General features: G+C 43.3%; 10 protein-coding genes and 1 pseudogene. 4 read left to right on the top strand and 7 right to left on the bottom strand.

The window, feature by feature from the left end:
* Positions 1-117 precede the first annotated feature (117 nt).
* A pseudogene (locus EWV84_RS23090) lies at positions 118-225 on the bottom strand (lysozyme inhibitor LprI family protein); the annotation flags it as partial.
* 167 nt (positions 226-392) lie between these two features.
* The gene (locus EWV84_RS10405; RefSeq protein WP_287077940.1) at positions 393-2,630 is read right to left on the bottom strand and encodes an FdhF/YdeP family oxidoreductase; all 2,238 of its coding nucleotides are present in this window, start codon (positions 2,628-2,630) and stop codon (positions 393-395) included.
* A 196-nt stretch (positions 2,631-2,826) separates the two neighbouring features.
* Here EWV84_RS10405 and EWV84_RS10400 point away from each other — a divergent pair, with 196 nt between their 5' ends.
* A complete protein-coding gene (locus tag EWV84_RS10400) occupies positions 2,827-3,315 on the top strand; it encodes a sigma factor-like helix-turn-helix DNA-binding protein (RefSeq protein ID WP_287077937.1) in 489 nt (162 codons plus the stop codon).
* Here EWV84_RS10400 and EWV84_RS10395 read toward each other — a convergent pair.
* The gene (locus EWV84_RS10395) at positions 3,257-3,433 is read right to left on the bottom strand and encodes an element excision factor XisI family protein (protein WP_287077938.1); all 177 of its coding nucleotides are present in this window, start codon (positions 3,431-3,433) and stop codon (positions 3,257-3,259) included. The two genes, EWV84_RS10400 and EWV84_RS10395, sit on opposite strands and share 59 nt — an antisense overlap.
* A 215-nt stretch (positions 3,434-3,648) precedes the next feature.
* On the opposite strand from EWV84_RS10395, the gene EWV84_RS10390 reads away from it, so the two are divergent.
* The 3 genes from EWV84_RS10390 (at position 3,649) to malQ (ending at position 8,066) form a co-directional block, all read left to right on the top strand.
* Positions 3,649-4,692, top strand: coding sequence for an SGNH/GDSL hydrolase family protein (locus EWV84_RS10390; protein ID WP_287077936.1), 1,044 nt, complete (start codon positions 3,649-3,651; stop codon positions 4,690-4,692).
* 391 nt (positions 4,693-5,083) lie between these two features.
* Positions 5,084-6,208 carry a hypothetical protein gene (locus EWV84_RS10385; RefSeq protein WP_287077935.1) on the top strand — a complete coding sequence of 375 codons (1,125 nt, stop codon included), beginning with the start codon at positions 5,084-5,086 and terminating at the stop codon, positions 6,206-6,208.
* A gap of 355 nt (positions 6,209-6,563) precedes the next feature.
* Positions 6,564-8,066 (top strand): 4-alpha-glucanotransferase, encoded by a 1,503-nt coding sequence (gene malQ, locus EWV84_RS10380; protein WP_287077934.1) that lies wholly within the window; start codon positions 6,564-6,566, stop codon positions 8,064-8,066.
* Between the two features lie 50 nt (positions 8,067-8,116).
* On the opposite strand, the gene EWV84_RS10375 is transcribed toward malQ, so the two are convergent.
* The 4 genes from EWV84_RS10375 to EWV84_RS10360 all read right to left on the bottom strand — a co-directional run bounded on the left by EWV84_RS10375 (position 8,117) and on the right by EWV84_RS10360 (position 14,005).
* Positions 8,117-8,542: a hypothetical protein gene (locus tag EWV84_RS10375; RefSeq protein WP_287077933.1), complete on the bottom strand. Its 426-nt coding sequence runs from the start codon at positions 8,540-8,542 to the stop codon at positions 8,117-8,119.
* Between the two features lie 131 nt (positions 8,543-8,673).
* Positions 8,674-9,600 carry an ornithine carbamoyltransferase gene (argF, locus tag EWV84_RS10370; RefSeq protein ID WP_287077932.1) on the bottom strand — a complete coding sequence of 309 codons (927 nt, stop codon included), beginning with the start codon at positions 9,598-9,600 and terminating at the stop codon, positions 8,674-8,676.
* A 209-nt stretch (positions 9,601-9,809) separates the two neighbouring features.
* Positions 9,810-13,046, bottom strand: coding sequence for a tubulin-like doman-containing protein (locus tag EWV84_RS10365; RefSeq protein ID WP_287077931.1), 3,237 nt, complete (start codon positions 13,044-13,046; stop codon positions 9,810-9,812).
* 2 nt (positions 13,047-13,048) lie between these two features.
* Positions 13,049-14,005, bottom strand: coding sequence for a ribonuclease Z (locus EWV84_RS10360; protein WP_287077930.1), 957 nt, complete (start codon positions 14,003-14,005; stop codon positions 13,049-13,051).
* Positions 14,006-14,446 lie beyond the last annotated feature (441 nt).

The raw sequence follows: 14,446 nt of genomic DNA, 5'->3' as shown, positions 1-14,446 counted from the left end.
TACAGGATTAATTCTACTACAAAATTGGAAGGAGGAGGCAACCATCGACCCCTACCTCCTACACTCCGAGAATGATTATTATTCTTGAGAATGAATAGTTTATTTTTTGGAAGTCCCTAGTTGCAAGTTCGTCGCTGCAGATGTGGGACTTGCAATGCCACGGGTAGCCATCCCGACAGCCAACAAACTTGCTATGCTTAATACGGTTAGTAAAAACTTACCCATGGCTATTTATTCTATGATCGTAAGAACAGGATAACAGAAATGCGATCAAAGCGATAGGGAGCTTCTTTAATTTCGCTTTCCCAGAATTGGACTCGGTTTCGTTCATTTATTCGCTTGCTTAACTCTATTTCATTATTTCCCAAAAAGAAAATCCGAGGAGTTGATAACTAAAAAACCCAGACGGGAACTCGTTTATAAGCGGGGGTTCCACAGCGAGGGTCGATTTTAGCCTTGAATAAAACATTGGCTTCGGGATAAAACATAAAGCCAACGCCTTCGCGAATCGGACCGAAAATAATTTCAATATTCTCTAATTTGCCGGCATCTCCTTGAACGGTGACTCGTTGATGTTCTTGAAAGCTGGCTTTTTTGGCATCTTCGGCGTTCATCAATAAACAATGACGGTGAGGCATTCCCCGATATTTATCACCCACTTGATAAACGACGGTATTATGTTGTCCATAACTGCGTCCTGTTCCGAGAATCAGGGCAATTCCGGGGGCATTTTCCGGTTGGTTGAAATCTTGCTTTTCCGGTGCTTTTAAAGTGGGTAAAGGGGTGACGGACATTTGCGCTTTTCCGGTCGATGTCGGAAAATGGGGTTCGGTAAAAATCCGTCCGCTAATGGTAAACTCTGTTTGGGTTTGATCTAATTGCCCGATTTTTTGATAACCCGGAATCGTTTTGGCGATTAACTGACGAATATAGGCGGTGTCGTGTAATCTCGACCAATCAATCGGGTTTGTGCCTAAAACCTTGACGGCAATATTTGTTAATAGTTCTACTTCCGAGATGATATCGACATCAGAACCCTGTAGATGACTGCTTCCCCGCTCGTTAAAACGGACAAAATTATTGCCCGATTCGGTTGTTGTCGGGTGAGGATTTTCAAAACGAGCGAAGACGGGTAAAATTACCGTATTTTGTCGGGCTAATCCGTGAAAATGTCCTAAATTTGGCTTAGTAGCCACATAAAAAATCGTATCAATTTGTGCTAAGGCTTTTTTGGCTTGAGTTAAATCTGGATTTGCCCCATAAAGATTACCTCCCAAACAGAAAAGGGTGTTGATTTTTCCCCGTTCGGCCGCTTCAATTAATGCCCTGGTATCATAACCGCCGGTTATATTTAATGGCTTTCCTAAAAGTTGAGAAAGTGCCCCGGCGATTTCCCGACGTAATTTCACCGTAACGCCCATAGAACCGAAGCCCTGTACATTAGAATGACCTCTGATTGGCATGGTTCCTGCACCTATTTTACCAGCATTACCTGTAAGTAAAGCTGTATTAGCAATACTGATAATATTATCGACACCATTTTCCTGTTGTGTAACCCCCATCGCCCAAGCGAAAACCACTCGCTCTAAATTGCCGAAAAGGGCGGCGGTTGCTTCAATTTCTTCTCGGGATAAACCGCAGGTTTTAGTAATGGTTTCCCAGGGTATTTGTCGGGCATAATCTATAACAGATTGCCAATTTTCTGTATGGGATTCGAGATAATCCCACCGGACTAAATTTTGTTCGATCAAAGATTTTTGTAATCCGACGAATAGGGCGGTATCGCTACCCGGAATCGGCTGTAGGTAGAGAGTAGAAATATCGGAACCGCCCCGCAATAGGGATTTAATCGGAAAAGCGGGCGAGGAGAATTTGACCAATCCGACTTCAATTTGCGGGTTAATAATAATAATTTTACCGCCGCGATCACGAATTTGAATTAATTCATTCATCAGGCGAGGATGATTAGCGGGGGCGTTAGAGCCGATCAATACCACACAATCGGCTTGTTTTAAACTTTCCAGACTGACCATCGAAGTCCCGGAGCCGAAAACCTGTTTTAATCCTACGGTCGAGGCGGCATGACAGAGATCGGAACAATCGGCTAAATTATTACTTCCTAATGCCCGGAAAAACAATTGTAAGAGATAGGCGGCTTCATTAGAAGAACGTCCCGAACTATAGGAGGCCAGAGTCTCGGACGGTTGACGAAAAGCTTGTTCAGCTAATCGATAAACTTCTTCCCAGCTAATACGTTGATAGTGACTTTCTCCAGCTTTTAAGAGAACGGGATAACTGAAACGACCCAGGCGATCGCATTCTAAGGAGGTTAAGGACTGTAATTGAGCGAGATGATAGGTCTGAAAAAAATCGGTTTTAATACCCGGCATTAATTCGGAAGTAATCGCTTCGACACTTTTGAGACAACGTTGCAGACTTTCCCCCGCTTCGTTGACAAAACCGCCCTTTTGTCCTCCCGTTCCCCAAGCGCAAGCTAAACAGGCACTTTTATGATTTAAGGTTTGCCAGAGTTTAACCCCTTGAGGAGAGAGGGTTTTTTCTGCCCAATATTGCAATAGGGGAAAACCCCCACCCGCTTCAATTTTGTTGGATGTTTCCCGTTCGTTCATCGCTTTTTCTCCCGATTTTTCCTCAAATCCCTCCGATAGGGAGAGTGTACCCAATACAGTTGAGTTTATCACTATTTTTCAAAAAGTGCATTACCAAGGGATAAACGACCGGGCAAGCTACGGTTAGTTGTTGACAATATCTCATGATTGTGATTTTATCAGACTAGGGAGAGGTATATTAAAAATGATAATTCCGATGGATGAAAATGAAGACTTTCAACATTTAGAAGAGATGATCGCCAATCTCCAAGTAAAACAGAAACAGATTCTGAAAGGGATGTTAGATTATCCGATTCAAATTGATTCGGCAATTCGGATACTTTCCGATCCATCTCGGCAATTGGCAACAACTCCTAATAATATAACCAGAATACATAAAATACTTAAAGAATTGGAAAAACAAGGATTGGTTAGGTGTCGCAACCGTCAATATTCTTTGACCGAGTTGGGAAGGGAAATAGTAAAACACCTTAGCAATAAGAGTCTAACCCCAAGACGGGATGCACAGAGAAAGGAAAGACTTAAAAAAAGTTACGATTTTTTAGAACTCCATAGGCAGGGATTAAGCTATCAGCAAATAGCGGATAAATACGGCATAAGTCGGGAGCGCGTCCGTCAAATTCTTTCTACCAACCCCGAATTTGAAGCTTATAGGCAAAAACAAAAGAAAAAAAATTATCGCTGAACAACTGAAAGAGGATCGGAAGAAACTTGTCACATTGAATCCAAACCTTGTCTTGGATAATTTCAAAATGAAGTAAACAACTATGATGATGTTGAGTTTGCTGCCACCCGAACGTGATAACAGGTGTCCAAAGTCCAAAAGTGTTAAGAATTGTGTGCGATTGCCCGACCTCTTGACTAAGTTAGTAGAGCAAGTTTCTTTGTTCTATGTTAGGATATTGGGGGCTTGGTTTTTGGATCTGATTTGTTGTTGTTAATGATCAGACAGTACCTGATGAGCCTTTTTCTGTCAACTCTTGAGGTTGATGCGTTTCATTTTTAAATTGGCGAATCGATGAAATATTTATTAAAAAAATCACTAATCGCCACGGCGGGAATTACCTTCTTCACTCTCCTGTCTCCTTTCAAGACCCTAGGGGCAACCTTCGATAGTTTTCAGGTATTCGGCGATAGCTTATCGGATCCAGGAAATTTATATCAACTAACAGGCGGTCTTTACCCGCCTAGCCCCCCCTATGCGAACGGGCGCTTTTCTAACGGCCCGCTCTGGATCGAGTATTTACAGCAAGATTTCGGACTGCCAGATAGCGCAGTGCTGAATCTTGCCTATGGCGGAGCCACCAGCGGTCGTCAGAACGTGGCCGAACTCTTGTTCGGGGGGGATTTTCCCGGATTACTCGACGAGATCGGCGCGTTCGCCGCGAACCCGTTCCTATCAACTTTCGACGCTCGCGATCTCTTCGTCGTGTGGGCCGGGGCTAACGACTATCTTTTCGGTTTCAGTACCGACCCCGATGCCGTAGTCGGTAACATTATCGCTGCGGTTCAAACCTTGATCTCCCCCGCGGTTGGCGCGAAAACGGTGATCGTTCCGAATCTACCGGATCTCGGGAAATTACCCAGTCAGGCGGGAATACCGGGGATGACGAATCTAGCCCTAGAGCATAATCAGAAATTAGCCACGGCGCTTCAAGCCCTCCAAAACGCTCCCTCGACTGCGGCCACTCTGATCCCGCTAGATATCTACTCTCTCTTCGAGAACACCTACAACGATCCGTCTCGCTACAGTTTAACCAACGTCACGGACGCTTGTTTGAATACCAATACCTGGCAGCTCTGCGCGAATCCCTCCGAGTATCTTTTCTGGGACGGTTTCCATCCCACGACCGTAACCCATCAAGCGATCGCAGGTCTCGCCTCGACAACCCTCGCCAGCGTTCCCGAACCGGACGCGACAGGTGCGATCGTTATCGTCGCTTTTGTCGGTTTAGGCGTTAAAGTGGCGCAGGTAACGTTGAAAAGAAAACCGAACCGAGCCAGCGATCCCACTTTCCGGGTAAAAGCGGTTGAAGGGAGGAGTAAATCTTTACCCGGGTAGGTAGAAAAATCGTTATGCCATTTTTCAAAAGTAATGGCAGAGATGGTTAATTATCCTTACATCTTCATATACTTTTATATATTTTTACATTCCCCAAGATGTTTTGAGGAAAAACCTTCATTGTAGAAACTACTATTGAGAACATTTTCAATAATTGATTTTTTTCTGAGAAAAAAAATTACAATTCTTCACCTTGAGAAAAATCAATCATTGTAGCTATAGTCCCTACTGGCAATGGGTTTTAAGCAATATATTAGTAAAAATTATCAATTGAATGTTAAGAAGTGCAGAAAGTGGGTCAACAAGGTTTTTAGATTTATTCAGCAAACCCTAACTATCCCCGTACAATTATCAGCATATCGATCATAAACCTTGAGATAGGTTGCACACCATGAGCGAATACCAATATTACGAATTTCAAGCGATCGATCGCCCCCTCACCCAAGAGGAAAGGGCTGCCATAGGCCAGCTATCGAGCCGCGTCAAACCGACGGCAACGAGTGCCAGTTTCACCTATAGTTACGGCGATTTTCGAGGCGATACCAAACAAGTGCTGGCTCGGTATTTCGATATTATGTACTACATCGCCAACTGGGGAACACAGCAATTAATGTTTCGTTTTCCCAAATCCCTGATCGACCGAGAAGCAATTGAACTTTACTGTATTGATGATTATATCAGCTTATCTTTTGTGGGAGATTGGGCAATTTTAGATTGGGAATTTAGTCAAGAAGAAGGTTTTGATGACTGGATAGAAGGAGAAGGGATTCTATCGGAATTGATAGGATTACGCCAAGAAATTCTCCAGCAAGACTATCGAGGATTATATTTAGCTTGGCTGAAAGCTATTGCCTTATCCGAGGGATATATAGACATCGATAACACCCAACTAGAACCTCCTCTACCCCCCGGACTAAATCAACTTTCTGCATCTCAAAAGGCTTTTATAGAAATCGTTGAATTGGACGAACACTTATTAAATGTTGCTTGTACATCCAGTGGTAAACCAACAACTATCTCTGAGCAAACTTGGCAACAAGCTATTAGCCAATTATCGGCTTCTGAACGCCAAGATTTCTTATTAAGATTGGCTAAAGGAGAACCGAATTTATCTGCCAAATTCAAACAAAAGCTGTCTCAATTAATCCCTAATTCTCCCGCTTCTAACCAGCCTCGACGTACGATCCAAGAACTTCTTGAGGCTGCTTCTGAGGAAGGAAAAAAGGCAGAAAAACGGCGACAACAAGAGGCGGAAGCCAAGCGAATTGAGGAACTACAAACTTTAGCTAAACGGGAAGCGCAAGTTTGGCAGCAAGTCGAGTCCCTAATTCAGAAAGCCCAGTCTAAACCCTACGATGAGGCTGTTAAATTGTTAGTCAAATTAAGAGATTTAGCCGAATATCAAAACCGGTTGCCCGTTTTCCAAGAGCGCCTGAACCGGATTTACGAGCAGTACAGTAACCGGTCTGGGTTGAAGAGGAGGTTACAAGAAGTGGGACTTACTGACAGTAAGTGAATCGCTCTTGAATTTTCGGCGGCTGCATCTCAATTTGGTCGAAATATCTATATTACATTTTGGGCGCATCGATCAACTCACTGACCGATGCGCCCCTACCATTGGTGCAATAACTGACAAGCGATCGGTTTTTCCTCCGGGGTAGCGTGGAACGTGATCCCAAGGAATCTTTTTCACTGGAAAGACGATCTGTTAATGTACGGCTGTAATGCCTGATTTTGTCCTATAGGTCTAATAAAGTTGTTAAGTATTGCCCTTATCGATCGAGATCGGGTTAGCTTTGAGATAGCAGTGAGCATTCAGCTTTAAACAATATAATAACTGCTAACCGAATCACTGATAAGGGGGTTTTTTCATGGCTTTTAGCCGTTCTAGCGGTATTTTGCTTCATCCCACCAGTCACCCCGGTCGTTACGGGATTGGAGAACTAGGTAGGGAAGCCTATCAATTTATCGATTTTTTGGCTCAAAGTGGTCAAAAACTCTGGCAAATTCTCCCTTTAGGTCCCACAGGGTACGGTAACTCTCCCTACATGAGTTTTAGTGCCATTGCTGGCAATCATCTCCTGATTAGTCTCGATATTCTTCGGGAGAAAAACCTGCTTAGTCATGCAGATTTAGAGGATATTCCCGATTTTCCCCTCGATCAAGTGGATTTCGATAAATTGATCGCTTGGAAAATTCCCCTACTTAGAAAGGCGGCGAGCAATTTTGTCAAGGGTTCTGACACAATTCTTTACAAACAGTTTGCCGGCTTTTGTGCTGGCAATGCTGATTGGTTAGAGGATTACGCCCTATTTATGGCCCTATCCCACGCTTACCAGGGTAAAGCATGGATGGAATGGCCGACAGAAATTCGCGAACGTCATTGGGGTGCGTTGGAAACACCGAAACAGGAGTTACAAGAGGAGATTTTTCTGCACAAATTCCTGCAATTTGAGTTTTTTGAGCAGTGGTTAGCCCTAAAACGCTATGCTAACGCCCTTGGTATCGAGATTATCGGTGATATCCCCATTTATGTCTCCCATAATAGCGCTGATGTTTGGGCAAATCCCCAGGTTTTCCGACTAGATCCCCAAACCGGTAATCCCTTGGAAGTGGCAGGGGTTCCCCCGGATTATTTCTCAGCAACGGGTCAATTATGGGGAAATCCTCTTTATAACTGGGATTATCTCAAAAATACGGGCTTTGACTGGTGGGTACGCCGTTTAAAAGGGGTTCTTTCCCTAGTCGATATCATCCGTATCGATCATTTTCGCGGATTAGAAGCCTATTGGGCGGTGGCTTTTGGCCAGGAAAACGCCATTAATGGTCGTTGGCTGAAGGCCCCGGGTTATGATCTCTTTAATACCATCCGGGATCGTTTGGGTAAATTGCCGATTATTGCCGAAGATTTGGGCGATATTGACCAAGCAGTCCTAGATTTTCGCGATCACTTTGCTTTCCCCGGTATGAAAATTCTCCACTTTGCTTTTGGGGGTGATGCGGGTAATCCCTATCTTCCTTTCAACGTCGAACGCAACTGTGTGATTTATACCGGCACTCACGATAATAATACTACTCTGGGCTGGTTTCAGGATAACGCCAATGACTACGAAAAAGCGCGACTTTATCAATATCTTGGCGCTCCCAGTGGTCAGGGAGTGGCTTGGGATCTGATTCGACTTGCCTATAGTTCCGTGGCTAATCAGGCGGTCGTACCGTTACAGGATGTGTTAGGTTTAGGATCGGATGCGCGCATGAATACTCCCAGTGTCGCAGAAGGCAATTGGTCATGGCGCTATCGTCAGGAAGCTTTAACCGGAGAATATAGCGACAGATTGCGAGATTTAGTGAATCTTTTTGGCAGAAATCGTTAAATCTAAACCCTTTTGTCGAGACGTTACCCCTAACGTCTCTTTTAGTCCGGTTAATCTTGGCGAGAATTTTTTAGCAATCTTTGCCGGATGCGATCGAGATTTTCTTGACTATTGACGGGTAAATGGGGTAGGGGTAACTCTAAATTGGGCCAATTACTCAAATCATGGCAGGGACAGGATAAACCCGATTGTCCCAGTACCTCAATTGGTACGGGTATAGTACAACGAGCGCAGGGATGAAATTCCCATTGAGGGGAAAGTAAGTCTTGGATAGTTTGTTGAGTACCTTCTAGGTAACAATCGCCACTTTCAGGATCGAGCATTTTTTGCCAACAATCTTCAAACTCCGCTGAATAGCGATCAGCATTGAAAATTGGCAGCGGAAATAGCATAGCTTGGTTTTTGGGACAAATAACTTTTTTTCCCAATTGAAACCAATGGGCGAGATATTGTTTAACTGCGGAGGTGTCTGACATATAGTATGTGTGGAGGCTGCCCTGATTATTGCTCTTACCATCAATCCTAGCGTTAACTTCCGGTGTCGGACAGGTCTTAGGATGATTGATGATCGAGTTTAATGATTATTTTAGTAACTGAGCATCTGGAGCTAGATTAATCCCAATAAACTCACCATTAAAGCTTTTTGGGCGTGCATCCGATTTTCCGCTTGTTCCCAGACTTTTGATTGTACACCCTCGATCGCCCCGTCGGTAATTTCTTCGCCGCGGTGAGCAGGTAAACAATGGAGAATAATCGCGTCTTTGTCAGCGTGACTCATTAGCTGTTCATTGACTTGGTAGGGCTGAAAAACGGGAATTCGGGCATCAGCGAGGCTTTCCTGTCCCATACTTGCCCAGACATCAGTATAGACCACCTGAGAGTCTTTTACTGCGGTAACGGGATCATCGGTAATGAAGATTTTACTACCGGTTTTCTCGCCAATAGCCTGGGCGCTGGCGACAATTTCCCCATCGGGTTGATAGTTTGCGGGGGAGGCAACCCGCACATTTAACCCCATCAAAGCACCACCCAAGAGGAGAGAATTAGCGACATTATTACCATCCCCGACATAGGTGAGGTTAATTCCCCGTAAAGTCTGAAAAGTCTCTTGGATAGTCTGTAAATCGGCTAATATCTGGCAGGGATGTTCTAAATCCGTTAAAGCGTTGATAATCGGGATGCGCGAGTAATTAGCAAAAGCTTCTAAATCCTCTTGTTTAAAGGTGCGAACTGCGAGAATATCGAGATAGCGATCGAGTACCCGGGCTGTATCTGCTAAGGGTTCCCCTCGCCCCACTTGGGTTACACTGGGATTAAGATCGATCACCTGTCCCCCTAACTGGTACATGGCGACGGTAAAGGAAACCCGCGTCCGGGTGGAAGCTTTATAAAATAGCAATCCCAAGACTTTTTTGCAGCTAGGGTTAAGAGTGCCAGCTTTAAGCTGTGCCGATAGATTGAGTAGGGCACTGATTTCTTCGCTACTCATGTCGGTTATTCTTAAAACATCTCGTCCTTTTAAAGTGGCTACCATTGGTTTTTCTCTCGATAAACAGGGGTCTTGATTGGCTTTTATGGCAGTTAGCGATTAGCAAAAATCTTGGGTAAAGACCTTATTATAATCCAGTTTTTTCGCTATTAGGCAATTTTTCCCGAAAATTTTCATGGTGGGGGATGTTAGTCCAGCTAACACCCCCACTTTTTCTGTTATCCGAGGACTAAAAACAAGAAATTGCCCAATTTCTACTTAACTAATTTTGCCCCACACTTAGAACAAAAATTAGACGAGGGGGGATTTTCATGTCCACAATTACCACAGATAATTAAAGCTGGGTTAGCCACTTCCGTCACCGAAGAAAGAGGTATTTCTCCACCGCTATCCAACTTATAGTTATCGATTAACTGCAACATAATTGCATCTTCCCGTTTATATTCTGTATTATCTTTTCCTCCTGTCAACTCCTCGGAACGTTGTTGTAAATATTTGATAAAAGTCCGATACAAAGCTTGTTTTTTCTCCGGAGTGGCCGAATCCTGTAACTTAGCCGTCACCTGACTTTGAATTTTTTCCTTATCTTCGCGACAAGCTTTTACTTCTAACACCTGTACCGCATCTTCCCAACTGGTGGCGATATCGACTTTTTTTAATCCCGTTGCGGTTTTAATTTCATAGCGAATTGTTTTCTCATTAGTGACTCGATTGACTTCTGGAAAAAGCACTTTCAAAGCTCGGGCCGTCACCACCAATTGATAAATACTCGGATCTTCGGGAAAAACATCCCAGAAAGGAGGTTCCTTTTGGATATGCACGGGGATGGGTAAATCGCGATTTTCCCCCATTTGTTGGGCGCGTTTAGCGAGAATAAATTCTCCTTTCCAGTCTTGATAGGATTGTCGCAGCTCTCGCATTCCATCGAGACAGCGTAGGGAAAAACCGCCAATTTCCTGCACGAAGACAAGACGATGTTTTTCCACTTCTCCCAAGGGTTTAATATCGTCTTCGTTGGCAATAAATTCCCGCAGTTTCGGAATAATTTTTTGGGCTGCCGGGTTATTGGTATTTCTTCCCCCAATCAGGGCAACATTTTGATTTAATTGGGGCGTAAAACCCGCATCTTTTCCTCGCAAGACCGCAGGATTAAGCATAATTAGGGGTCGCGATTTTTGGTAGGCAATGCGAAGATTATTGATAATATCGGCATCGTTGTTATAGATTTTTAACAAGCGATCGCAAGCGGCTAATTCCTGCTGAATGCGACTACTAACCGGGGCATTTTGTAGTAGTTGATTAGCTTGGTTTATGATAACTTGTTGAAAATCTCCTTGACGAATATCGGCAATCTCGGTGATGTCAAATAAACGCATATTTTCGTCGGAGCGGCGCGTTTCTTTCCAGAGGGGGCTAGATTGCTTTAAAATCTCTTCTGAGAGGGGTAAACAAAGGTTATCCATACCTGTATCGTAGGCATTTTTGTTACCGACAATCCCCGAAGCAAATTGTTCGATAAAGTCTTGATAAAGACCATTTAATTCTTGTCTATCAAATAGTTTAATCCCATTAATTAACAAAGCATCGGCACTATCAATCTGTTGATTAGCTTGGAGATTAAATAGATCGCGACTTTGAATTAATTTCTGACGAAAGCGATTAAAACGGCTTTCTAATTGATTAAGATGTTCCAGTAAACGATTAATAACCTCTACTCCTGCACCTCTGGTTTTTCGTTGAATATTGGCCATTAAATAGCCTTCCAATCCCGTTAAAGCTTGTTCACAATATTGTTCCATCTTATCTTTTTTCGAGACATGAAGTTTATCTTTCAGATCATTAATTTCTGCTAAGGCTGTATCATATTCTCGTTGACGTTTACTTTCGTTTTGACTCCAAACCTGTTCTTGATCGCGACGGAATTTTTCTGCCATGTCGGTGAAGATTTGTCGTACTGAAACAATAAAACTCTCGGCAAATTTTACCCCACGGTTTCGATCCTCAAGGATATTATAAAACTCCATTTCTAGAGACTTTTTACCCCGTTGAATAATTTCATCCCGATTATTATAAATCTTTTTCAGGTAATCGCCGTGCAGCCGCTCATCGGGACTTAATTCTAGTAAATGATTGCGTTTAAATTCCTCGACTCTTGGTGTTAAATAATCATTAATAAATCGCAGAATTTTTCCTTGTTCATTGCCTAAAATATTAACACCCTGTTTGGTACAAGATAGCCAATTATCTTGATTGATTTCCTGACGAGTTTCGTTAGTCCATTGGGAGATTATGGCAATTAAAGAGCGATCCTTGTCGGCACATAAATCCATAATTAATTCCCCTTCGCTCAAGCGCATTCTTTTGAGGATATCACCTCTTACTAACTCCAACATTTGAGCGGGTAAAATCACGGAATCATTCAGCCACCAATTAATTAAATCTTTGGCTAAACGTTCCGATAAAGAAGCACGAATTTGGGCAATAGGAATTTCAATAGTTGATAGCCCAAAACTCATAAATTGCTTAGGATAACCGCGACCCCCAGGGTCAGCTTGCGCCCAAGAACCCTTAATATTATCTCTAATGGAACGCTTATGGGGGGCAAAATCAGAGGTCATATCTAGGAAAATATTTTGGGCGATCATTTCCCTAATTTGACCGAGTTTAAAATCACCTTCTCCGTTTTTCGTTCCTACTAAATAGGTAAAATCAAAGGGGGGTAATTTACTAACAACTTCATCGACCAAACCACTGCTAAACTGTTGATGATATTCGGTTCTGTAGTCAGAAAAGTAATTTAATTCCATCAGGGCAGCGTAACCATTAGCCAAAACTCGATCGCCGACACTAATCCCCGCAAATGCTTCAGGAGTGGGAACAATTGCCGTACTCAAAGGACTACTTTCCCCTCGCAACCAATTACGAATACAGTAGCCTATATCGATTAACATTCCGCTACCCGTACCACCGTTTAAAGACCCCGTAGTAAAGACATTAATAGCACTATTACTAACTTTAATTCCATAGCGATCGAGCATAAAGTTTTCTTGTCCTTTTACCCGTCTCACCGCATCCAGAAATTTCCTTTGGATCTCATGATAATTACAAAATAAAGCAAAACGTCCACAGGCGCGAATTTGTCCCGCCCCCGCTTCTAGGGAAGTAATATTTCTCTCTAATTCCGGGGGAAACCAACTATTAATCCAGGGATATCTATCCATGTCAGATACCATCTCCTGTACCTGTTTTCCACTCACCCGGGACCAGTGTTTTTCGTTATCTTTAAAAGCACTGCCGGCAGCTTCAGGATTACTGATTTTATAATCCTTATCCGTGTCAACCACCAAAAAGCTGACAATCGGAAAATTACTCAAACTGCCATAACTTTCCTCGATTAAGCGACGCAATCGCGATAAAATTTCGTTACCCGTGCCACCAATACCCACTAAAACCGTGGGAACCATGCTTTTTTCTTCTACTGCTGCTGGCATAATTACTTAACTCCTAAGACCATTTCTTGACGGTTGCGGGGGACTTCGTAGGTGAGGAAATCGTAGGCTAATTTAGTGTTAGGAAAAATCGCCCGCGCTTCCTCTAACAAATTGGAAATATCCAGAGAATTACCCGGTAGATAACGGGGACTAAAATGGGTCATTAATAACAATTTTACCCGGGCTGCCAAGGCCACTTGGGCTGCCATCGTTGAAGTGGAGTGAACACTTTCAAAGGCTAACCCGGCATCTTGGTGAGCAAAAGTTGCCTCATGAATTAGCACATCTGCATTCTGTGCCAATTCGATCGAACCTTCACAGAAAATAGTATCAGTACAATAGGCAATTTTACGGCCGATTTCCGTTTCTCCGCAGAGGGACTGACCGCGAATTTTGCTGCCATCGGCGAGGGTGACAGTTTCCCCTTTTTTCAGCTTGCCGTAAATTGGTCCAGGGGGAATACCCAAAGCGTTGGCTTTTTCCACATCAAAACGTCCTGGACGGTCTTTTTCGGCGATGCGATAACCGTGGGCGGGAATACGATGTTTTAATAGCTGACAGGAGACGGTAAATTCTTCATCTTCGTAGAGTATGCCTGGGGAAATGGCATGGACACGCACCCGATTAGCCAAATTAGTATAGGAATACTTAGCACAAGCGCGCAGATAGTCCGCTAGTCCGGGGGGTCCATAGATATCAATATCCTGAGCAGAACCGGCTAATCCGATACTGGCTAACAGTCCCATTAAACCAAAGATATGATCCCCGTGCATATGGGTGATAAAAATGCGTCGAATTTGGGAACTTTTCAGGTCGCTACGCAGTAACTGGTGTTGAGTTCCTTCTCCACAGTCAAACAGCCATATTTCCGCCCGTTGCGGCAAACGAAGGGCGATACTAGAGACATTACGGGAACGAGTGGGAACCCCAGAACTGGTTCCTAAAAAAGTAATCTCCACAGGATAGCTGTCAGGATAGAGGATTCTTTTTCTAGTCTAGGCTGTTTTTATCGATTTCTCGATCGAATTACTGCTTTTCTGTATTTCTTGACTTGGAAACAGGAAATCCCCTGATTTTGAGTTTTGCGGCCAGAAATACACCAGTGTTCCTATCATACTTTGTGCTTTTTGTCAAAAAAACTTTTTTTTTGCAATAAAACTACACAAAAAAAAGATCATCGTTGTGGGTGAAATTGACTAATTTACCTGTCTTAATTAGGATCACCCTGTAGGTGTGGCAAGGGTTTCAACCATTGCTGCCCAAAAACGCACAGAATAACCGACTATGAAATTCTATCAAATCGCTGTAACCATTGCAACATCGTTGTTAAATAAAAATCTTTCTCAATTAATTCTTAAGAATTTGTAAATATTGCGGAATGTTAATTTAAATATTCTCAA

Origin of the sequence: Microcystis sp. M_QC_C_20170808_M3Col (assembly GCF_007095505.1) — a bacterium.
In the GTDB taxonomy this organism is placed as follows: Bacteria; Cyanobacteriota; Cyanobacteriia; order Cyanobacteriales; family Microcystaceae; genus Microcystis.
The sequence above is the reverse complement of the archived record's forward strand: the minus strand, read 5'-3'. Positions and strand labels throughout refer to the sequence as shown.